24 protein-coding genes and 1 tRNA gene are annotated in these 21,967 nt (G+C 33.8%); 11 read left to right on the forward strand and 14 right to left on the reverse strand.

Annotation, left to right across the window (positions count from 1 at the left end; all coding sequences use genetic code 11):
• Position 1: 1 nt before the first annotated feature.
• The 3 genes from NPIRD3C_RS01170 to NPIRD3C_RS01180 all read right to left on the reverse strand — a co-directional run bounded on the left by NPIRD3C_RS01170 (position 2) and on the right by NPIRD3C_RS01180 (position 1,753).
• Positions 2-730, reverse strand: a complete 729-nt coding sequence (locus NPIRD3C_RS01170; protein ID WP_148702463.1) for a hypothetical protein — start codon at positions 728-730, stop codon at positions 2-4.
• A gap of 79 nt (positions 731-809) precedes the next feature.
• Entirely contained in the window at positions 810-1,208 is a 399-nt protein-coding gene (locus NPIRD3C_RS01175) for an RNA-binding domain-containing protein (RefSeq protein WP_148702464.1), read from the reverse strand.
• The gene (locus NPIRD3C_RS01180; RefSeq protein ID WP_148702465.1) at positions 1,205-1,753 is read right to left on the reverse strand and encodes an AAA family ATPase; all 549 of its coding nucleotides are present in this window, start codon (positions 1,751-1,753) and stop codon (positions 1,205-1,207) included. Before NPIRD3C_RS01180 ends, NPIRD3C_RS01175 begins: the two co-directional genes overlap by 4 nt.
• Positions 1,754-1,824: 71 nt before the next feature.
• Here NPIRD3C_RS01180 and thpR point away from each other — a divergent pair, with 71 nt between their 5' ends.
• From thpR to NPIRD3C_RS01195, 3 genes are read left to right on the forward strand one after another with little or no spacing between them, the layout of a single operon-like run.
• Positions 1,825-2,367 (forward strand): RNA 2',3'-cyclic phosphodiesterase, encoded by a 543-nt coding sequence (gene thpR, locus NPIRD3C_RS01185; protein ID WP_148702466.1) that lies wholly within the window; start codon positions 1,825-1,827, stop codon positions 2,365-2,367.
• A complete protein-coding gene (cca, locus tag NPIRD3C_RS01190) occupies positions 2,364-3,695 on the forward strand; it encodes a CCA tRNA nucleotidyltransferase (RefSeq protein WP_148702467.1) in 1,332 nt (443 codons plus the stop codon). The genes thpR and cca overlap by 4 nt, the downstream gene beginning before the upstream one ends.
• Complete coding sequence (locus NPIRD3C_RS01195; RefSeq protein ID WP_148702468.1) at positions 3,670-4,431, forward strand: RIO1 family regulatory kinase/ATPase domain-containing protein; 762 nt, start codon at positions 3,670-3,672, stop codon at positions 4,429-4,431. Before cca ends, NPIRD3C_RS01195 begins: the two co-directional genes overlap by 26 nt.
• Here the strand turns inward: NPIRD3C_RS01195 and NPIRD3C_RS01200 are convergent.
• A tRNA-Pro gene (locus NPIRD3C_RS01200) sits at positions 4,432-4,505 on the reverse strand.
• A 56-nt stretch (positions 4,506-4,561) separates the two neighbouring features.
• On the opposite strand from NPIRD3C_RS01200, the gene NPIRD3C_RS01205 reads away from it, so the two are divergent.
• Positions 4,562-4,771 (forward strand): hypothetical protein, encoded by a 210-nt coding sequence (locus tag NPIRD3C_RS01205; RefSeq protein WP_148702469.1) that lies wholly within the window; start codon positions 4,562-4,564, stop codon positions 4,769-4,771.
• Here the strand turns inward: NPIRD3C_RS01205 and NPIRD3C_RS01210 are convergent, their stop codons facing one another.
• On the reverse strand, positions 4,772-5,920 hold the full coding sequence (locus tag NPIRD3C_RS01210) for an NAD(P)/FAD-dependent oxidoreductase (protein ID WP_148702470.1): 1,149 nt from the start codon (positions 5,918-5,920) through the stop codon (positions 4,772-4,774).
• Position 5,921: 1 nt separating this feature from the next.
• The gene (locus NPIRD3C_RS01215) at positions 5,922-6,662 is read right to left on the reverse strand and encodes an SDR family oxidoreductase (RefSeq protein ID WP_148702471.1); all 741 of its coding nucleotides are present in this window, start codon (positions 6,660-6,662) and stop codon (positions 5,922-5,924) included.
• Positions 6,663-6,764: 102 nt separating this feature from the next.
• Between NPIRD3C_RS01215 and NPIRD3C_RS01220 the strand changes: the two genes are divergently transcribed.
• Positions 6,765-6,986, forward strand: coding sequence for an AN1-type zinc finger domain-containing protein (locus tag NPIRD3C_RS01220; protein ID WP_148702472.1), 222 nt, complete (start codon positions 6,765-6,767; stop codon positions 6,984-6,986).
• Here the strand turns inward: NPIRD3C_RS01220 and NPIRD3C_RS01225 are convergent, their stop codons facing one another.
• Positions 6,987-7,271, reverse strand: a complete 285-nt coding sequence (locus NPIRD3C_RS01225; protein WP_148702473.1) for a hypothetical protein — start codon at positions 7,269-7,271, stop codon at positions 6,987-6,989.
• Between the two features lie 33 nt (positions 7,272-7,304).
• Positions 7,305-7,862, reverse strand: coding sequence for a DNA replication complex subunit Gins51 (locus tag NPIRD3C_RS01230; RefSeq protein WP_148702474.1), 558 nt, complete (start codon positions 7,860-7,862; stop codon positions 7,305-7,307).
• A gap of 54 nt (positions 7,863-7,916) precedes the next feature.
• Between NPIRD3C_RS01230 and glnA the strand changes: the two genes are divergently transcribed.
• Entirely contained in the window at positions 7,917-9,377 is a 1,461-nt protein-coding gene (glnA, locus tag NPIRD3C_RS01235; protein WP_148702475.1) for a type I glutamate--ammonia ligase, read from the forward strand.
• On the opposite strand, the gene NPIRD3C_RS01240 is transcribed toward glnA, so the two are convergent.
• Complete coding sequence (locus NPIRD3C_RS01240) at positions 9,374-9,652, reverse strand: hypothetical protein (RefSeq protein WP_148702476.1); 279 nt, start codon at positions 9,650-9,652, stop codon at positions 9,374-9,376. The genes glnA and NPIRD3C_RS01240 overlap by 4 nt on opposite strands.
• A gap of 53 nt (positions 9,653-9,705) precedes the next feature.
• Positions 9,706-11,421 (reverse strand): thermosome subunit beta, encoded by a 1,716-nt coding sequence (thsB, locus tag NPIRD3C_RS01245; RefSeq protein WP_148702477.1) that lies wholly within the window; start codon positions 11,419-11,421, stop codon positions 9,706-9,708.
• 104 nt (positions 11,422-11,525) lie between these two features.
• On the opposite strand from thsB, the gene NPIRD3C_RS01250 reads away from it, so the two are divergent.
• Positions 11,526-12,848, forward strand: coding sequence for a serine hydroxymethyltransferase (locus NPIRD3C_RS01250; protein WP_148702478.1), 1,323 nt, complete (start codon positions 11,526-11,528; stop codon positions 12,846-12,848).
• Between the two features lies 1 nt (position 12,849).
• Here NPIRD3C_RS01250 and NPIRD3C_RS01255 read toward each other — a convergent pair whose 3' ends face one another.
• Together NPIRD3C_RS01255 and NPIRD3C_RS01260 are read right to left on the reverse strand one after the other, a co-directional pair.
• Positions 12,850-16,227, reverse strand: a complete 3,378-nt coding sequence (locus NPIRD3C_RS01255) for a DNA polymerase II large subunit (protein ID WP_148702479.1) — start codon at positions 16,225-16,227, stop codon at positions 12,850-12,852.
• Between the two features lie 12 nt (positions 16,228-16,239).
• Complete coding sequence (locus tag NPIRD3C_RS01260) at positions 16,240-16,992, reverse strand: phosphoglycerol geranylgeranyltransferase (protein WP_148702480.1); 753 nt, start codon at positions 16,990-16,992, stop codon at positions 16,240-16,242.
• Between the two features lie 65 nt (positions 16,993-17,057).
• On the opposite strand from NPIRD3C_RS01260, the gene NPIRD3C_RS01265 reads away from it, so the two are divergent.
• From NPIRD3C_RS01265 to NPIRD3C_RS01275, 3 genes are all read left to right on the forward strand, one after another.
• Positions 17,058-17,420, forward strand: coding sequence for a hypothetical protein (locus tag NPIRD3C_RS01265; RefSeq protein WP_148702481.1), 363 nt, complete (start codon positions 17,058-17,060; stop codon positions 17,418-17,420).
• 127 nt (positions 17,421-17,547) lie between these two features.
• Positions 17,548-18,150 (forward strand): winged helix DNA-binding protein, encoded by a 603-nt coding sequence (locus NPIRD3C_RS01270; RefSeq protein WP_148704077.1) that lies wholly within the window; start codon positions 17,548-17,550, stop codon positions 18,148-18,150.
• Positions 18,151-18,274: 124 nt separating this feature from the next.
• Positions 18,275-18,436, forward strand: a complete 162-nt coding sequence (locus NPIRD3C_RS01275) for an AbrB/MazE/SpoVT family DNA-binding domain-containing protein (protein ID WP_148702482.1) — start codon at positions 18,275-18,277, stop codon at positions 18,434-18,436.
• Between the two features lie 5 nt (positions 18,437-18,441).
• Here NPIRD3C_RS01275 and NPIRD3C_RS01280 read toward each other — a convergent pair whose 3' ends face one another.
• Positions 18,442-18,828, reverse strand: a complete 387-nt coding sequence (locus NPIRD3C_RS01280; RefSeq protein WP_148702483.1) for a hypothetical protein — start codon at positions 18,826-18,828, stop codon at positions 18,442-18,444.
• 479 nt (positions 18,829-19,307) lie between these two features.
• On the opposite strand from NPIRD3C_RS01280, the gene NPIRD3C_RS01285 reads away from it, so the two are divergent.
• Complete coding sequence (locus tag NPIRD3C_RS01285) at positions 19,308-20,510, forward strand: Cdc6/Cdc18 family protein (RefSeq protein ID WP_148702484.1); 1,203 nt, start codon at positions 19,308-19,310, stop codon at positions 20,508-20,510.
• Here the strand turns inward: NPIRD3C_RS01285 and NPIRD3C_RS01290 are convergent.
• Positions 20,487-21,932: a DNA-directed DNA polymerase II small subunit gene (locus NPIRD3C_RS01290; protein ID WP_148702485.1), complete on the reverse strand. Its 1,446-nt coding sequence runs from the start codon at positions 21,930-21,932 to the stop codon at positions 20,487-20,489. The two genes, NPIRD3C_RS01285 and NPIRD3C_RS01290, sit on opposite strands and share 24 nt — an antisense overlap.
• Between the last annotated feature and the right edge of the window lie 35 nt (positions 21,933-21,967).

Consider the following 21,967-nt stretch of genomic DNA (forward strand, 5'->3'; position numbering starts at 1 on the left):
GTTAGGATTGTGAAAATATTCCATTAATTTGTAAATCAGAAGAATCACCAGGATTAAACACGGATGATGTAACAGTACCATACTCTTCATGTTCTACTATCATATCTACATAATATGGAATACTCGAAATATCATGTACAATTGTTTCAAAATAGGAAGTGAAAAATGTTCCAGAAAAAATCTCTTTTTCGTTAGTTCTAATAACTACATCAACATTTTGTGTTTTTCCACTTGAATCAGAATATTGAAGAAGAATTTGATCATTTGATTGCTGTGTTGTGGATAACGATAATGTTTCATAAATTAATGGAAATTGATTTTGTGTGATTTTATTTTCTGATTGATAAGATGACTCTAATATAGATTTTGTTGCAGTATTGTCTGAAAAAATATTTTTAATAGATTCAAGAGGATTTAGATTAGAAATTTTTTCACTAAGGATTTTTTGGGAAGATTCTCTAGTTTCGGAAATTTCATCACTGATTTTTTCTCCAGCTTCACTAATTTCTTCAGATACGACATTGTTTGTGTTATCAACAATTTTATCAACTGATTCATCAATTCTCTTTTCTACGGAATCAGAAGCTTTGGCACCAAAATTTGATACATCATCCTTTAGAGAATTAACTACTGTAGCAGATGTAGATGGGAATAATGTATCAATTTCATTTGAGAAGATCATCCCTCCAAGAACAACTATCCCTATGATTATGCCTAATTTTATGAACATTTTCTAATAATTCAAAAAAACAGATTTTAGATTCATACTAAAAAAAATAGTCAAAAATGATTGAATTTTCTTAGCTAATTTATTCTCCATACACAAACCAATCAATAATTTCATCAATTTTTGGAGAAGAAAGAATTACTTTAATTGGCCCTAATGGAGATTCTTCGGCTTCATCACAAATAACAATTTTTTCAACAAAAGCGGCTTGCTTGTTTAGATAAAACCAAGTTGAATCATTGTATAGATTTTTTTGAAGATTTCTTCGATAGGTTTTTTGAGATTGCTTTGAATGAACTGCTTCGTGGATTTTTTCTAAAGAATTGAGATCTTTGGATTCTGCTGAAATTGAAAAATTTTCAATTTTAATTGTAGAATATGGAAATATGTTTGATATTGATTTTTTTGTTTTTTCTGGATCTTCTGAAGGATTTATTGAACAAAACATCTCAATTTTACAATTGATTTTTGGAATTTTCATTCCGTCCAACTTTGGATAATTTGATATGCTGACTCTATTAATTCATCTTTTGTTAAACCAATGTTTGATATTGCATAATCAGATAATGCAATTGAATTACTAATTCCAACACCTAATTCACGGTTATCCCTTTCTTCAAAATGTTTCTTGGTTTGAGGATCATCTGATCTTCCTCTTTTTTGTAAAAAGTCAAATCTAGTATCAGTTGATGCATGAATAGCTAATAATTTTACATTCCCAAATTTTTTAAGAACTTCAATTTCATCATTTGAACGAACACCATCAATTAGAATTACGTTAGAAGTTGATGATTCAATTTGGGGTTTTACTAGTTCAGCTACTGCACCAGGTCCATTTTTATCTCTAAGCTCAAGCATTAACTTTCCAAGATTGGATCTTGAAGGTTCCAAATTTCTTTTCTTGGCCTCCTCACGTACAGCATTTCCCATATTGATAATATCATATCCTCTTGGTTTGAGTCCCTCAGCAATTGTGGATTTGCCAGCACCAGGCATGCCAGTCAAGCATACAATTAATTTTGTCATGTATATCAAAAAGTAAACTCGTCTATGAAGCTACCGGAAATTATTATAAAGATACATCAAAGAATGTTGTAATGCGAACTTTTGTAGCAGTTGAGATTTCAAATAGTGATGTAATAAATTCTGTAAAAAAATTTCAAAACAATCTAAAAATTAATGCAAAACCAATTGTCCCAGAACAATTACATTTTACATTACAATTTTTAGGCGATATATCTGAAGATGTAAAAGAAAAGGTTAGTGAAGCTATTCAAGCAATAAAATTTTCTGAATTTAGTATAAACTTGAGGGGTATAGGGGCATTTCCCAGGCCTAATTTTCCACGAGTGATTTGGATTGGAACTGATGAACAAGGTGGGAAAAATCTAGTAGAATTAGCAAAAAAGGTGGAAAATGCATTAAAACCACTAGGACTGATTTCTGACAAGCCATTCAAACCACATATTACAATATTTAGGATTAAAAAGAAGATTGGAGACATAACAAAAGAATTGAATGAACAAAAAAATATGGATTTTGGAATACAGAAAATTTCCAGCATTAAATTGAAAAAAAGTGAACTTACAACTAGTGGGCCAATTTATTCTGATATTATGGAGGTAATTGCTGAAAAATGAAGAAAGTTATTTCCAGTGTGATGAAAAGTGTTATTCCAACAAAGGCAACAGAAAAATCAAAAAAACAAATTGCAGAATTAGCATTACAACTAGTCAAAAAAGAGACTGAAAAGTTTTCTGAAATTATTGATTTGGAGTTTGGAGGATCATTTGCAAAAGGTACATGGCTATCAAAAGATGCAGACGTAGATATTTTTGTGAGATTCAAAAAATCAACATCAGAAGAGAAATTTGAAAAAATTTCTAAAAAAATTGGTTTTGACTCATTAAAAAAATATTCTCCATATGTAAGGTACTCTGAACACCCATATGTTGAGGCTAAAATAAAAGATACCAAGATAAATGTAGTTCCATTTTATGATGTAAAAATTGGAGAATGGAAAAGTGCCGCAGACAGATCAACATTTCATACAAAATTCATGTCAAAATCATTAACACCAAAAATGCAAAATGAAGTTAGAATTTTGAAAGCATTTCTAAAATCAAATGGAATTTATGGTGCAGAAATTGCAAAACAAGGATTCAGTGGATATGTTTCAGAAGTTTTAGTTTTACACTTTGGAAGTTTTGAAAATATTATAAAATCAATTTCTAAAATTGAAGAAAATCAGGTTATTGGAAAAACTACAAAGAAATTTGATACATCTTTAACAATAATAGATCCAGTAGATAGTAATAGGAATTTAGCTGCAGCAATTTCTAATGAAAATATTGGAAAATTCATTCTTGTTTGCAGGGCCTTTAAAGAAAATCCAAATTTGAGATTTTTTAAGGAAGAAAGTCCAAAGATTTCAAAGAAGTATTGGGAAAATTTGTTATCAATAAAATTTAGTTTTAAAGTTAGGAGTCCAGATATAATTTGGGGACAGATCAAGAGAGCTACTTCATCATTGAGTACACAATTAGAAATAGCTGGTTTTACAGTATTAAGAAGTAGAGCCTATACAGATCAACAAAAAGATGCTTACCTCTTTTTCTTTTTAGGAACAACAAAGATTCCTGATGTTTATGCAAAAACTGGGCCGGAGGTTTTTAGAGAAGGTAGTTCCAAGAGTTTTATTTCTAAAAATCTCTCAACTGCGGAATTAATCTGGGTTGGAAATAATAAAAAAATTATTTCTTTAGAGAAGAGAAAACATGTTGATGCCGTTAAATTCATGACTGAATTCTTGAGAAATAACCTTCAAACAGGCATACCAAAAGGTCTGCAAACAGACTTTAAACGAGGTTTTAAAATTTCAGTTGGAGAAAAGGGATTAAGCAAATCAATTAAAGAGGTCGCAAGTGAGTTGATCTCAACAGATGGCACACTCCTTCATTTCAATTAAGAAATTTACTGATGAGCCATACTCAAAAATTCTCGGATATCCCAAAGCAACACGACGCCAGATAAAATCTCGAATAAATGAATTAGAAAAATTAAGGATTAAATCAATTTCATTAACTGGTCCCATGACACTTGGAAAATTAAATATTCTTGGAAAAGGATATGTGGGCGTAGTTGTTCTTGCAAAAAAAGGTAGTAAAGAAGTTGCATTAAAAATTAGAAGAACCGATTCGCAAAGAAAAGAAATGAGAAGTGAAGCTGATTTGCTAAAGATAGTAAATTCAGTAAAAGTAGGTCCAAAGATGCTTGATGTGAGCAAAAATTTTTTGATAATGGAGTACATTGACGGGATAAAAATTATCGATTGGATAAATTCATTAAAAGGAATAGGCAGTGCAAAAAAATTAAAAACTGTAATAAGAAAAATTCTTGAAGATTGTTACAACTTGGATCAAATAGGTTTTGATCATGGTGAATTAAGTAATATCTCAAAACATATTATTGTTGGAAAAACTAAATCTACCCTAATAGATTTTGAAAGTTCTAGTGTTAAGAGAAGGCCATCAAACGTTACATCAATTACTCAGGCAATTTTTATTGGTTCAGGAATTGCAAAAAAAGTACAAAAAATTTACAAAAATCCACCTAAAGAAAAAATTATTGGGGCTCTAAAGCAATACAAGCAACAAAAATCTCTTGAAAATTTTGAAAATCTCTCGAAAATTTTGAAATTGTAATGGGACCGGCAGGATTTGAACCTGCGACCACTAGTCCCCCAGACTAGTATCATACCAAGCTAGACGACGATCCCTTGTTTCAGAGGCACAAAATGAAATTATTAAATCGTCGTATTAACAAACAAAAGTTATGAAGATTTGTAATATTTGCCACAAAATTTCTGCAACTGGACAAGATCATACAGATTGCATTCAGAAAAGAAGTATAGAGTTAGAAGCTGAAGATTTCAAAAACAGTATTCCTGAAAAACTAAATCTTTCTAAAAACGATCAAGATTTGGGTGTGGAAGTTAGGGCTGTTTTAGAGCACCTAACAAGAGAAAAAGATAATTCTGATTGATTAAAACCACTTTGATAATCTTTCTTTTTCAAATTCATGTTTGTTTGAAAGATTTTCAGAAGTTTGTTCAGAAATACTAGTAGAGGGTTCTGGATGTGAAAACATGTCAACTTCAATGATTGAAGCTGTATCTCGACCTGATTCAATAAAACAGCCTCCTTTTCCATCAAATAATTCACATTCTTCTTTTGATTGAAGTTTTGACAAAATGTTTTTTGCAACAACAATACCTTCGCCTTCAGCAAAAATGCCTGCTTTTGGTACTGCCTTATTTTCTGTAACTACTAAACTGGTAACATCACCAATTGCAAACACATTTTCAAAAGGAGTTTTGCAGTCTCTATCTATCGGAATAAATCCGGGTTCTTTAGCTAGTCCCGAATCATAAATTATTTTTGGAGCAATGTGTGGTGGAATAGCTAAAAGTAAATCAAAATCAGCTTCAGCATTTTCAAAAATTAATTTGTTTGGCTCAACAGATTTTATTTTAGATGAATTATGAAAAACAATTTTTTCAGAGTTTACTAATTCGAGAATTTCTTTACTAACTTCTGGACCAGCTGCAGGTAAAGTAATTGGGGCAGGACTGTAAAAGTCAATTTGAATGGAATCACGCACACCACGTTTTCTAAGCATAGAATCTATCAACAAACTAGCCTCAAATGGTGCTGGAGGGCATTTGTATGGCATTCCCATTATAGAGATCGCAATTTTTCCAGATTCAATATTTTCAAGTTTGTTATGAATATCTGAAAGCTGGTTGTGATCATACAAATTAAATCCATTTTCAACTAATCCAGGAATTTTTTGTGGAGCTAAAACTGCACCTAATGAAATTACAAGAAAATCATATGAGACATCTTTTTGTTTGGTTTTAACATTTTTGTTTTGAAGATCAATTGACAAGATTTCATCTTGTATGAAATTGATTTCCTTTTTTTCTAATTCATGTAAATTGCCAATAGAGTTTTCAAATGTTCTTGTGCCATTAATTATCCACAATTTTGCAAATCCTACCATAAACCAATCTTTTTTGTCAATAATGGTGATTTTCATCTGGGAGGAGGGTAAGGAATTTCTTAGTTCATTGGCAGTTGAAAGTCCACCAAAGCCTCCACCTAAAATGACAATGTGCGGAATGTCTGTCAAATCAACGTTCTTGAGTTGTAGGCCTTATCAAAATTTCATTAACATTAACGTAAGATGGAGAATCTACTGCAAACAAAATTGCATTTGCTATATCTACAGCTTGTAATGCTTCCATCTTTTTTGTATTTTCAACAAATCCCTTCAATGATTCATCAGTAATTGTGTTGTTAAGTTCTGTATCTACAACTCCTGGTTCAATACTTGTTACTCTAATGTTTGAGCGAACACTGAATTCTTGTCTTAATCCTTCGCTAAATGCAGCAACTGCATGTTTTGTTGCACAGTAAACACTACCAGCTGGAAATACAATTCTTCCTGCTACAGATGAGAGATTAACAATATGGCCTGATTTTTTTTCTTTCATGTGAGTAATTACAGCTGCAGTAGAATACAATACACCTTTAATATTCACATCAACCATTTGATCCCATTCGTCTACCTTTAGGTTTTTGAAGAAACTCAATGGCATTAGTCCTGCGTTATTTACTAGAATATCAATAGAGTTCCATTTCTCTAATACTGCTTTTGCAAAATTATCACATTCTGATTTTTTTGTAACATCTAATTTTTGGTAAAATACTTCTCCTCCATTTTCAGTTATTGTTTTTGCAAGTTCTTCTAGTTTGTCTACTCTTCTGGCACCAATTGCCACTTTAGCACCTGCTTTTGATAATGCTAAAGCAGTTGCAAATCCAATACCACTACTAGCTCCAGTAATTATTGCTACCTTATCTTTAATCAATTAATTGTATTGATTTTTGACATCGTAAAAATGTTTAGACATGTAAAATGGTTCCTGTAAAATACTGGCAACATTATTAAAAGAAAAATCGTGAATTAAATTATGAAGTCAGAAAAATGTGCATATTGTGGAGATTTAACAGATTTGCCATTTCAATGCAATTATTGTAAGGATCCGTTTTGTTCTGAACACAGACTTCCTGAAGAACACAGATGTGTTAAACTAAGTCAAATTAGAGCAAAACGATTTGGTGAAAAAAAAGTTATCAGAGATGGTGGAAGAAATAAGCCAAATATTTTTAGAAGAATTTTTGGTCGTTTTTAATTAGTATGGGCTTTTTTCAGGAGATATCTTTGCACGTCTTCCTTGATAAATCAGTGCAATAGCAAGTGCAAACATCACCAATGCAGTTAATGGGAAATTTTGAGGCGCTGGTAAAATAAACCAGTAATAGACTCCAAAACCAATTGACACAGCAGCTTGAGTCCATAATTTTATCCATTTAGGAGCTTTTACTACTCTACTAATTCCTTCAACAATGAAAATTCCAATTACTGGATAAATTGTATAAAATAGAAAATCAATTACATCAACACCTGTATGAGACATATAATTAGAAAATGGATTAGGTATAATTTCTATCTAATCTTCTAACCTAACTTTTGTTGCAGCATTTTTAGCAATTAGTGCCTGTGCATTCTCGTATGGAATAGTGGCAATATCCTCAGTCTTGAATGGACCATACTTTTCAAGGTCAGCCCCTACAATTTCATCAACTTCTTGCAAAAATCTTACAGCAATTCTCTTTGTTTTATGGTTTTGTGATAAAGACTCTAAAAATTTGGATTTTCCATTAATTGTTGCTGATAGAATCATTTCTTTTCTATCATTTTCTTCTTCTTGTGAATCAAGAATGAATTTTTCTTCATCAAGAAGAAAACCAATTTCCAAGTCTTTCAATTTTGAAATTTTTTCTAATCTAATATTTATCAGCAAAGATGCTAGCTCGGTGGCCATTTCTACCATGGTATCTTTTATTTCATTTTCAACACCATCAAATTCTTGTTTTTTTAAATTTCCTATAAAGTCAGATAGATTTCTGTAAAAATTTGGATCAATTTCTTGTAAAGAATCATCTTCAGTTTCTCGTAATACTGTATGATGAAGGGAGTTGATATCAATTTGATTTGTTTCGGACATTTCTTACCTAATCCTTAAATGCTGGATGTATTTGTGTTTGATTGAAGTATAAAATTGCCCTATAAAGTCAGTCACGGAAAAGCAATCCAAGTAACGTATTCGCCTGACGAAGTTTTCTCAAGAATTCAACATGAAGGAATTCAATTTATCGATCTACAGTTTACTGGTCTTACTGGTCATTTTCATCATACCACAATTTCAGCAGACACATTTACTCCTGAACAAATGAGAGATGGGCTACCAAAATTGGATGGCTCATCTATTATCGGTTTTACTAGTATTGATGACTCTGACTTACTTCTAAAACCTGATCCAAATACATTTGCAATAATTCCATGGATGACAGAAAACAAAACAGCTAGACTACTTTGTGATGTCTATTGGGGAGAAAACCGAGGTAGACTATCAAGAGATCCTAGAGGAATTGCTCAGAAAGCTGAAGAGTATATCAAAACACAAGGATTTGATTTTAGTACGTGGGGTCCAGAGGTAGAGTTTTTTGTTTTTGATAAAGTACATTGGGATGTTCTAACACCATACAAAGGACAATCATATTCAATTGAATCTAAAGAGGCACCATGGAGTCAAGAAGGTAATGGCTATCCAATGGGATTACAAGAGGGGTATTACCCAAGTACACCATCAGATACTCTTACACCATATAGAAATGAATGTGTAAACATTCTCAAGAACAATTTTGGGATTTTGTGTGATAACCACCATCATGAAGTTGCAACTGCTGGTCAGTGTGAAATAGATATCAAATATGATCACATGACAAATGCAGCTGATGCAGCACAGTCTTACAAATATGTAATTAGAAATGTTGCACAGAAATATGGAAAAGTTGCAACAATGATGCCAAAACCAATTGCAATGGATTCAGGTTCAGGAATGCATGTAAATGTAAGTTTGTGGAAAGGAAAAGAAAATACCTTCTTTGATCCAGATGATGAAGATGAATTAAGTCAAACTGCAAGATACTTTTGTGGTGGGATAATTAATCATGCAAAAGCGTTATCAGCAATTTGTAATCCAACTACTAACTCATATCATAGATTAGTACCTGGTTATGAGGCTCCTGCATATATTGCATGGAGTTCTGGAAACCGTTCAGCTATTGTTAGAGTCCCAAAACATCTCAGAGGGAAACAATATTCAAATCTAAAGAGATTAGAGTTTAGAGCACCCGATCCCTCTTCTAATCCATATCTCGTATTTGCTGCAGTTACTGCAGCTGGAATGGATGGACTCAAAAAGAAGATGGATCCGGGTGATCAGGTTCGTGATGATATTTTTAAAATGACAAAATCAGACAGGGCAAAGAGAGGTATTGGCGTGCTTCCAAAGAGCCTAGGAGAAGCACTAGACGAGTTAGAAAGTGATAGAAAATTCCTTAATCCAATTTATACAAATGATGTAATTGATAAAATCATAGAATTAGAAAGAAGGGATCAGCGTGAGATTTCCATCAGACCACATCCTCATGAATTTTATCTCTACTTTGATGTTTAGAATCTTCCAGTAAGCTGGAAAATATAGTACAATGAAATTGCCATTAGTGCAAATCCTCCTCCAAGAAATATTTCTCTTCTTTTCTCGGATGTTGCAGATTTGTACAATAACACACCACCTGCTAAACCTACAAACAACACCAAAACTCCTACAACAACACTATCAAAACTAGTGTTAGTAATTAGAGGATGGAAAAATCCCGCCAATAATGCAAAAAACACAACCAAGTAAACATACTTGAAGCCAGTAAGAAATCTTGATGATGTTTTACTCAATGTTGTTCGTAAAATTGGTTATGAAATAAACTTTTGAAATTTTCTAAAAGAATTTACATCATTCCGCCCATGTCAGGCATTCCACCCATTCCAGGTGGCATTCCACCCATTCCAGGTGGCATTCCACCCATTCCAGGTGGCATTCCGCCTTCACCACCACCAGGTGGTCCACCAGCAGATTTTTGGGTAGCAATTACATCATCAATTCTTAGAATCATACAAGCAGCTTCAGCAGATGCAGAAACAATTTGAAGCTTTACTGCAAGAGGTTCAATAATATCACTAGATTTCATATTAGCAATTTTTCCTTTCATTACATCAATACCAGTCCATTTTTCACCCTTTTGTTGTTTTGAACGCAATAGTGTAAGAGTGTCAATTGGATCCATTCCAGCATTTTCTGCAAGTGTTAATGGAATAGATTCTAAAGCATCTGCGAATTTTTCTGCAGCTAATTGTTCTCTACCTTCTAATGATTTAGCCCAGTTTCGCAGTTTTGTAGCAGCATATGTTTCAGGAGCTCCACCACCTGCTACAATCTCTGGTTTCTCAATTACGTCTTTTACTACCATTAATGCATCATGAACAGAGCGTTCTACTTCATCAACAACTCTTTGTGAACCGCCACGAAGAAGTAAGGTCACAGATTTTGGATGTTTGCATCCTTCAACAAATACCCATTTGTCCTCCTCAATCTTTCTCTCCTCAACAAGATCAGCAATACCAAGATCTTTTTCAAAAAGATCATCTAGATTTGTAACTATTCTTGCACCTGTTGCTTTTGCAAGTTTTGTCAAGTCACTTTCTTTAATTCTTCTAACTGCAATAATTCCTGCCTTTGCAAGATAATGTTGTGCCATATCATCAATTCCTTTTTGACACAAAACTACATTTGCACCAGAACCAATGACTTTGTCAACCATTGTCTTTAGCATTCTATTTTCTTCATCTAGAAATGATTTCAATTGTTGTGGGTTTGAAATGTTAATTTTAGCATCAGTTTCAGTTTTGCTGATTTCTAATGCAGTATTAATTAAAGCGATTTTAGCCTCATTGATTTTTCTTGGCATGCCTCCATGAACAATTTCTTTATCCAGAACAATGCCTTGAACAATCATAGAGTCTTTGATAGAACCTCCAGCCTTCTTTTCAACTTTAATATCATCAATGTCAACATTATATTTTTCAGAGTCCTTTTCTGCAACAGCAAGAACTGATTTTACAATAATATCAGCAAGTTGATCAGAATCTTTTCTGACGAGTTTAGTTTGCATAGAAGTTTTTGCAATTTTATTAAGAATATTTTTATCATTTGCAGAAATTGTGTCTGAAATGCTTTCAAGGAATTGTTTGGCTTTTCTTGCAGCCTTTCTATATCCATCTACAATAATTGTTGGATGAACGTCTTGATCAATTAATGATTCTGCATTTTCAAGTAAAGCTCCTGCCAAAACTACAGCAGAAGTTGTTCCATCTCCAACTTCATTATCAGTTGTTTTAGAAATCTCAACAAGCATTTTTGCAGCTGGGTGTTGAACATCAATTTCTTTGAGAATTGTTGCTCCATCATTTGTGATAGTAACATCACCTAATGAATCAACTAACATCTTATCCATGCCTCTAGGGCCTAAACTAGTATGAACAATTTCAGCGACTATCTTTGATGCAGCAATATTGTTTTTTTGTGCATCTCTGCCTTTAGTTTCTGAACCGCCTTCTTTGAGCAATACGACTGGCATGTTTCCTTTTGAAGTAGCTTGCATACCCATTGATGCAAAAACTCCAGATTCCCCTTTTATACCTTCCAGATCAAGAATAGTAGATTTGGAGTAGCCATCGGTGTTTTTAAATTGGGAAAATCAAGTTGCAAAATATGGCTAAATCACAAAATAAAGAATCTTACAATAAAATTTTTACAAAATTAAAGGAGCATCATAAATGGTTTGAAAATTCAATTCCATTAATTGCCAGTGAGAATATTCCAAGTCCTGCAGTCAGGGAAGCCATAATTTCAGATTTTGGTAACAGATATGCCGAAGGTTGGCCTGGAGAAAGGGTCTATGCTGGGTGCATCTACATTGATGAGGTAGAGTTTGAATGTATGAAATTAGCTAAAAAACTCTACAAGGCAAAATTTGCAGATGTTAGACCAATTTCAGGAGTTGTTGCAAATCTTGCTGTATATTCTGCTTATTCAAATCCAGGGGATGTTATGTTAGCCCCATCTATTCCAGCTGGAGGCCATATCTCGCATGGTAAAAAAGAACATTCTGGAACTGCAGGATTGGTTCATGGTTTAGAAATTGAATTCTATCCATTTGATGCACAAGAGATGACTATTGATGTGGATAAGACAAAACAGAAAGTAAAAGAGCTTGAGAAGAATAAACGACTCCCAAAAATAGCAATGTTTGGAGGATCGTTATTCTTGTTCCCACACCCTGTCAAAGAACTTTCAGACTTTCTAAAGAGTTATGATATGCACATCAATTACGATGCAGCTCATGTTGCAGGATTGATTGCAGGTGGAAAGTTCCAAGATCCACTTCGTGAAGGAGCAGATACAATAACAATGAGTACTCATAAGACTTTGTTTGGACCTCAAGGAGGATTAGTTCTAGGTTCTGAAAAACATGAAGAACCAATCAAAAAAGCTACATTCCCAGGTCTTACAAGCAGTCACCACATCAACAATATGGCAGGAAAAGCGGTAGCATTTGCAGAAGCTTTAGAGTTTGGAAAAGACTATGCTTTACAAGTTATAAAAAATGCAAAATCACTTGCAGATGCATTAAGTGATGCTGGATTCAAAGTATTAGGTGAAAGCAGAGGGTTTACACAATCACATCAGATTGCTGTCAATGTTTTAGATTATTCTGATGGTGGAAAAGTTGAAGCCGACTTGGAAAAAGCCAACATAATTGTAAACCGCCAATTGATTCCAGGAGACATTAAGGCTGGAAGGAATTACTTCCATCCAGGTGGTATTAGATTAGGGGTTTCAGAGATTACCAGACTTGGAATGAAAAAGAGTGAGATGCAAGAGATTGCATCTTTCATCAAACAAGTAGTAATAGAGAAGAAAGATCCAAAGAAATTGCTTTCCAAAGTAAAATCATTTAGAAAGAATTACCAAAAGGTAAAATTCTGTTTTGATAACAAGTTGGGCGCATATGAATACGTCAAATTACGATAACTCAAGCATAGTCAGTTAGAAGTGATTGATCACCAGGGCTCTTTCCAAATACTAATTCAATTTCATCAGAAAGTGCATGAATTCTTCCTCTCTGATATTCACTAACATCATATTTGTCAACAAGTCTTTTTGCAAGTTTCAGATATTTTTCTACAGAACCACGAGTTATTGTAGGAATTAGTTTGTGCCCACACACGCAGGTTTGGATTAAGGGCATTCGGCGGTAAGATTTGCCACAACCAGTACACCTAAAATTTTGTCTAGCATATGCTCTTAGATTGCCCATAATATCTGGAACAAGGTGAGTTGAAATGACATCTGAAACAATTTCTGAGGTATTTACAGCATCAATCAATTCAGCATTTTTAACTTGCATATCAAATTTATCCAACATTGAACCAAGAGTAGAATATGCACTGCGAGATTTTGAAGTGGTAAGAGATGATGTTGAATGTGTAAAATAATAATCATAAAATTGTCTTTCTGTCTCAAGTCGAGATTTGATAATTTCAACAGAAGAGATGTCAGGTGCTTTGACTTGTTGAATCGTTGATTCAAAAAATTCTAGAGGAAGTGATTTTGTAACCTCAAGATTGTGTGCTTGAGGTTGAGACTCGTGTGGTAAAACAAGAGGTTGAATAAGCAGTGGAGCATCCATCAATCCGCCTATAGCATCTGAAAGGAATTGCCTTGAAAAATTCAAAAGACTATCCATCAACAACATAATCGAGTCAGCATCTCCATCTGCGTCTCTTCTTTTTGCAGAATGCCAGTTAGGGGTTGCAAAACAGACATGGGTTTCAGAATATCCAATAATTCTACCAACAATTCCAACAGACGTATGAGGAGCCAAACCGATTATTAGATGCCCAATCAATTCCTCAGAATTTTTTACATTGTAAAATGGAGTCTTGCCGTAGAATTTTTCTAAAAGTGTGTCAATGTATTTACAAATAGAGACAAGATACCTGCCACTTTCATAGGGAATTACTACATCCTGCATACGGAGTTCAACTATCTGTTCAGGATTTTCAAGTGGGTCACCATTAATATCATGTGAATATCCTAATTCTTTGAGCTTCTCAATTGAGGTTCCGATCCAAGATGGTTTGAATTGAGTTAGAGGCGAGTTAGTTGCATCAAATCGAACAGTTCCATCCTTGAATACTGTAAGACCAAAATTTTGTCTTACAAGTCCCTTTTCCAAAGGCTCGGCAATCTTATCTTGACTGATTAGTTCCTTTACTCCTTTGAATGGTTCTTGTGCACGTAAACGAATCTTTTCTTGTGCTTCAAGGAGTTTTGATTTTAATGGGAATTCCTTATGTGAGTAAGCTAAAGCATTTCGTTTACATTTGTTACAAAAAGATTCTTCAAGCGTATCTCTGCAATGAGGACATCTATAGGTAACAGTTGTTTTTATACCACATTTTGAGCATTTTATTCCAATTGATGGTTGGTTACATTGAGTACAATGCCTGTTGTAGATACTTGTGAAAAAGTGCTCATTTTTAGATGCTTTTAGAAGATCTCTTGTTGGTCCCCCTTTATCACTAATAGGAAATAATACATGTGTTGGTGGCTTCATCTGTCTTGGGGCAGCTTTTTCTGGTCTTCCAATTCTTACCCCAACTGAGGTAGAAAATTTGTTTTTAATTTTGATTCCAGAGGATTTTGAAATTATCTGAGGGATTGACGATTCGTCAATTTCTGGTTTTTCTCTAAATAACAAATTAAAGAAAATTTTTGCCTCAAGATTTTCAAGTATGATGTTGTCATTTTCAACTACATGTGGAACTCCTAATTTTTCAAGAATTTTTTTTATTTGTATATGGTATTCGATTGATGTTTCATTGATTTTTTTAGGTTCTAAAAGTAGATTGAGTTCTTCAGAGGAAATTTTATCCCAAAAATACAGATAGCGTGGATGAAGAGCCATATCAAAATCAAGGGAGATTTTTAATGCCTCATCTATGGTGGGAACTTTGTTGAGAAATTGAGTTAGATACTGATCTTCAGGCTCGTATTTCTGAATTTTTTGTTTTAATTCTTCTATCCAAAATTCTTCCACATATGCTGATGGTACAAGTTGAGCATTGTTTTCTAGAAAATCTCCAAAGGATATCAGAATATCTCCAAGATGAAGTATTTTTTCAATATCATTCTTAATTTCAATTCCATGTTTCACATCCCGAATCTTTACAACATTTCCATTTTTCAGGCGGACAGTGGGAGTTTCAATTGAATCAACAAACGCAACAGTAGAGCCTTTTCCTGGAATATCAATTTTGATTTGAGTTCCAACTGCAATGGTATGATCAAGAATTTCTGCTATTACGGGATGAATCCCAACTGCTGCAAAGCCGGTGTTGCATGCTCTTCCGTATCTTAATCGAAATCCACCCAGTTTGTTAGGCATGGATAAGACTGATCTTCCTGTAATTACTTCATGCATTCTTTTAGTAGCTGCGTCTTCTTGTTTTTCACCTGTTTGAACAGCTCCTTTAAGGTCATTGAGCCATTCCCAACCATCAAGATTGTACATTTCAATTCTTTTTAGTAGTTTTTTGGATCTTCCAATTAGACCATCATTTAGGACACGTAAGGCACCTCCACGTACCCGATCAGTCTTAATTCGTACCATAGATTTGTGATTTACAACCTCATAAGGATCTGTATCTACGCCGTCTAACTCTACTGGTAGATTTGAAATCACATGTTCAATATCTTCATCTAATATATGGAATTGAAAGCTACTAGCCTCCCTTTCATAGATTCTTAATTCCTCTACAAATCGACCTGTTTCATCATCAAATGAGTTGGCTTGAAATTTTGACAGTCCTGCAGTCTTTCTAACATGATCAGCTATCAACATTGTAACTGCAGATTCTGTCCCTCCAGCTGAACGCATTGGGCCTGCAATAGAAACTGAGAGATAATCAGAACCATCCTTGTTTTTCTTTATTTTTACTTCACTTATTCCTTGTAAAGGAGCTATGGTGACACCCTCTGTTACAATTGCCAATCCAACCCGAACTGCCAGATCAAGTTTTTCTTCCAAAGTAGAATCAGGTAAAGAATATTTTCCCTGTGCAATCTCTTTTGAGAGAATCAGTGCTGAAAGTTCTTTTCCATTAATTTTTAGAAGTTCACGTAAGGGTTCGGCAATGTCAATTTCATGCATTTTAGCCACACGATCTGCTAGATCAAATGCGATTTTCGGCTCAATTATACCTGATGAGTCCACTAGACTTGATTTAGCAGATGCTGCAGCTTCAAAAATTGAGTACGTTTCTGCAGATAAATTCGAGTAATAATCAAGATAATAATCAGGCATTTTTATGCCACTTATACGAGAAATTGCGTCGTTTTCAGACATAATAGAGTTCTATTACTTGCTTCTTTGAATTGCTTTTGCTATTTCCTGTAGTTTTTTGAGACTTCCACCTTTTTCAAGAAATGTGCCTATTACCAAAGCATCAGCACCTGCTTTGACCAAGTTTTGAGCAGTTTTGACATCCTTAATCCCCCCACCTACAATCAAAAATCCATTAAATGTGTGTCTTACAGTTTTGACCATCTCTGGAGTAACGCTAGATTTTGCACCAGAGCCTGCTTCAAGATACACAAATCTCATTCCAAGAAATTGAGCTGCCAATGCATATGCTGCAGCAATTTTGGGTTTCTCAAATGGAATTCCTCTTGCAGAACCAACAAACCATGCAGAGGTTCCATCTCCAATCACCAAATATGCCGTAGGAAGAGGTTCTAAACCAAATTTCAGGACACTTGGAGCACCCAAGGCTTGTGCTTGTGATATGAAATATGGGTTCTCGGAATTCATTAATGAACTAAAGAGTATTGCATCAGCCTCAGGCACTACTCCTGTGACATTACCAGGAAACAAGATTATTGGGATTTTGATGCCTTTTTTGATTCCTTTAACAACTTTTGCCATTTCTATTTGGTCTGTTGCAGAAGAACCTCCAACCAATATTGCAGATGCACCTATTTTTTCAACATCCTTAGCAAGTTTGCTTGACGCCTCTAGTTTTGATACTTCTGAATCTATTAAAACAAACAATAATGCATTTTTCTTTTTTAATTCTGATTTTAGAAATGTCTCAACTTTATCTCCAGCCATAGAAGTGATTCGTGTGTGGCTCTTTAAAGTTTAATTGGAATGCCATTATACATATTTGTATAGCTTTGACAAAGTTTGAAGAATCTAATTTTAACAATATTATTAGGAAAATCATCAAAAAATCTTTGTTTACAGAGAGACAAATTGAAATTATTCTAAATCAGAAGAATCTTCTAGAATCAGAATTTTCTATCTCTAAAGGTGCGTATTACAGACAAGTTGGGCAATCAAGAGAGAAATTAGTTGCATTATTTTATTCAATCATACTTTTGCGTGGTTTAGGCATAATTCTGCCTGATGATATAGATGTGATATCCAAACTTTCTGAGCAGATTAGTGTGATAAATGAGAGTGACATATTCCCAGAAAGAGAAGATGAAGTGATTAGTGTGATAGATAGGCTCGTTAGACAGACATGTAGTATGTGATGTTTGTGATGATTATGGTTCTGTATGAGTTAAGTTGGTTGTGATTATGTATGTGAGTTTGTTAATCTAAAGTGTGAAATAATGTTGTTCTATCACGATAAATCACGATATAGGCATAAAATGTGTGATGTTAATTGAAATTCCTGATCCAGAAGTGATTTTAGGTGTGATTTTAGCCTTCATTGTAGGTTTAGGAGGTTTGTATGGATACTATAAGATTCGTCCATTCATCAAATCAAAGAGTGAAATGGTAGATGCATCACAATCAGAGCGTTTAGAATACTATGAAAGACAGTTAATTGATATGAAAATACGCCTAGATGCACTAGAAATCCAAGGAATTGAGCAAAAAACAGAGGATCCAAATTTGGAATTGAAGCAATTTTTAGAGAAATTAGCAAATAATCAAGTACAAGAGAAGAAAGTTAAGACATCACAAGTATCACAAAAAACTCCTGAAAAGCCAGCTTCCACGCCTAAAATTCCTAATATTGAGCACACAAACCCTACCAATTATGTGTTGCATCTTATCACAAACAAATCCATGACATCACGTGACATACAAATCACATTAAAGAAGAGTAGAGAACACACTTCAAGATTGATGAAAAAATTATTTGAAGAAGGTCTTGTACAAAGAAACACTGAAACAAAACCATACACCTATTCAATTACTGAAAAGGGAATGGCAAAGATTGGGGAAGTTGAGGCAAGCCCAGCAGTTGTTTAAGAATTTTTTCGAGTATTTTGGTAGTTATTTTGTGTTGTTTTTAGGCAAAATAACAGGTTTTTATTATTAATTAATAATTATATAATCTATTAAATTATATATATTATTATTTTATAATGATAATGTGTCAGTTCAAGAGAATGAAGTTTTGGTAAAGATTACTTCTGCTGGAACAATTTCCATCCCAAAACAGTTTAGAAAGTATATGGATATTCAAAAAGGCGAATATGTAAAATTAATTCTTGGAAAAGATCGTCTTATTGTTAGAAAAATCAATATTACTTGAATAATTTATTGTTGTTTTTGGGTAATTTTTATGGTCTGATAGATCCATTCTCTACCATTTCTGGTCCTATCCACCCTGCCTTTTGATGAAAATCTCGAGAGATAGGTAGAGATTATACTAAGTTTAATAGGTTCGTTGAACTCATCTTCATATTTTTCCAAAATATTAGTTGATGTGAATTTTCCCATGGGGAAGAATTTATCTATAATATACCAAATTTTTGAACCTACAGAATCTATGTTTGTTGTTTCTTGTTCTTCTTCAATATTCATCAAATCCATCATTTCAAATATTTTCAAGACTTTTTCCCTGGTCACATTACCTTCTAATTTAATATCATAGCGTGCACCATCAGTATCTTCCATATCAATACGAATACGTTTTTTGGCCATGTTAGGATCTAATCGATCTAATGTTAACAGTTCAAAGGATCCACGAAATTTTGTTAACTAAGTTGTTTGTTAACGTTGACTGCCTGAGTCACGCCTGTCCATCATTTTATTATTAACAAATCATAATGATTAAACCCCTTAAAATTAGTGTTTTTCATGCCTGGAGTGGAAATAAAGGGGTAGATTTTAGATATTCACAATGTTAACGTCAATCTTAACGCCTGGAGTGGAAATAAAGGGGTTAAAATGAGGTTTTTTAGTGATTTTTTAACACCAAATTAACAATTTGTTAACCTATAAGAACCCACACACCAATATTTCCACTCTTCTTTTTTCTAATTTTTTTTTTTTTTGAAAAAACAAAAACTAACTAAAAATAATTAATTACAAACTAAACTACAATTACTATTCTATTCTATACTCTCTTAATTTAGATATGGTTATGAGATTATTGATAGGAAATAGAGGTGTGTGAGTATATGTCGGATCCAATTGATAGGTTGTTAGATGCAGCTGAGACTGGAAAATCAATAATTAAAAATAGAGAGATTCTCCATTTTACCTATATTCCAAAAACTATCCAACATAGGAACAATGAACAAGAACAAGTAACACAATCATTACTTCCTATTCTAAAACAATCAAGACCATCGAACCTTTTAGTTTATGGAAAACCTGGAACTGGAAAAACTCTAGTTGTTAAAAAAGTAATCTCAAAAATACAAGAAAGGGTTGAAAAGTCAAATTTCCCAATAAAATTAATCTACTCAAACTCAAAAAAAGAGACTACCCTTTACGGATTATTGGTTAGTTTTGGGCGTCAATTAGGTTTAATTGATAAGGATCTACCCTCAACTGGTTTGGCCATTAGTGAGGTGTTCAAACGAATTCTAAACAATATTGAACAAAAAGAAATCAATGTTGTTTTTGTAATTGATGAGATAGATTATCTTGCTGAGTTAGTCTCAAAGACTGGAAAAGATATACTTTACCAACTAACAAGGGCCAATGAAAGCCTCAATAATGGCTCATTAACTTTGATTGGAATTTCAAATGACTTGACCTTCAAAGAGAAACTAGATCCTAGGGTTATCAGTAGTCTTGGAGAAGAAGAGATTGTCTTTACAAACTATAATGTTGAACAAATAAAAAAAATCTTAGAGGAGAGAATATCTGAAGCATTTGAGGCTAATTCTGTAGATGAATCTGCCCTGAATCTATGTGCTGCTCTAGCAGGTGGTGAACACGGTGATGCCAGAAGAGCAATCGATCTAATTCGAGTTGCAGGTGAGTTGGCTGAAAGACAACAATCTGATAAAGTCACTGAAAACCATGTTCGTGACGCATCCCTAAAAATTGAAGAAAATAAAGAGGAAACATCTCTGAAATCATATCCACTTCATGAAAAACTAGTCATACTTGCTATAATGAAGGCTAACGGCTCATCTACTGGTGAAATTTACTCTTCATACAAAAATCTCTGTAAGGTGGTTGGACGAGATGAATTAACACAAAGAAGAATTACACAAATGTTAAGTGAGATTGAACTTTCTGGAATTATCTCTGGGAGACTGGTACATCAAGGAATTCATGGCAGAACCAAAAAATACAAACTTACAGTATCATCTGAAATGATAAAAAAGACCTTCAAAGATGATCTAACTTTGCAAGATATTGTCTAAATTAGAATTGTAATTTTGATGGAAAACCTGGAAAGTCTTCAAATTAACCAGCAACGCAATGCCTGGATTTGGGGTCATTCCCACACTGGCTTGAAAAGGTGTCTGTTTTTGCCAAGATCCTGAATTTACCAATAACATTCCTTTGTACATATCTAACTGAGCCTTGTGGACATGCCCTACATGAAAGATATCTGGAACATCCTCAATAACCATAAGATCTTGCATTTCTGGTGCAATTGGGGTCTGACTGCCATAAATTGGACTTAGGTGTCTTGCTCTTAACAAATGCTTCATTACATTTGTTGGCTTGTCATAACTTAGACCCGGTGTAGTCTTTACAATATCATCAATACTTTGTCCATGAAACATCATCACCTTAACACCATTTAGCGATACAACAGCCGGATTTCCAACCATAATGACATTTTCCCTATCCCACAATCCTGAGTTGTATTTTTTTGGAATTGCTGGTTGGGGGAGAGCCCTTCTTCCAGGATCGTGATTTCCAGGCATTATGATTATCTTAATGTTTTTTGGGATCTTTTCAATCAACTCTTCAACCTTTTTGAGCTGCGCTTCAATGGTCTGGCATACCAATTCCTTGTTTTGGTTTGGATAGATCCCAACCCCATCAACCACATCTCCTCCAATCAAAATAAATCGAATTTTTCTTGCAGTAGGATCAGAACTGGATATCCATGAAAAAAAATCTGTTAATTCCTCCTCCATGAAGTATTTACTCCCAATATGCAAATCAGATAAAAACACTGCATATGCCTCAGACTCGGACTTGTTGGTAGCCTGATCAGGAATATCTGGCAAAATCAAATCCTTTATGATGAATCCAGAGTTTTTTCCTACACTAACTCTAGCCATAACAAATTGGTCTAACAAAAGGGTGTCTGCAGTCTTTTGTAACTCATTATCAAAAATAATCCCATCAAATGAGCCTGATGGGTCCTCTAAAACCAATTTTGTTACATTTCTCTCACTATTTCTTGCAGTTACCAATCCACAAACATACATGTCATCTTTGGATCTTTCATTTTTTACAAAAGTCAGAGACTTTAACATCCTAGCTTCTGGCCTATCTGAAATTATTCGTTTTAATTTGTTAAATCTGCTAGAAAATAACGCATTGTAACCCTTTACCCCCTCCCCAGTGGTTATTTTGTCTGTGGGGTCTAACAATACCTGCACTTCACTTTCTAATGATGGGTCATCTTTGATTCCAAGATACGTCTCTAAATCATCTTGGCTTATCTGAAACAATTTCTGTTTTGTTTTCTCTCTAACAATTTCTTTGATTACTCTCTCTAGTTTTTTTACATCAACATTTTCTAATATTTTAAAAGCGTCAGGATGAATCTGGAATCCCTTATTTAGTGCATAGTTTAAGGCAAAGGACAATTCCTTTTTCATATTAAAAAATATGATTTGGTTTAATTAAATCTGCG

The sequence above is a fragment of the Nitrosopumilus piranensis genome (assembly GCF_000875775.1).
In the GTDB taxonomy this organism is placed as follows: Archaea; Thermoproteota; Nitrososphaeria; order Nitrososphaerales; family Nitrosopumilaceae; genus Nitrosopumilus; species Nitrosopumilus piranensis.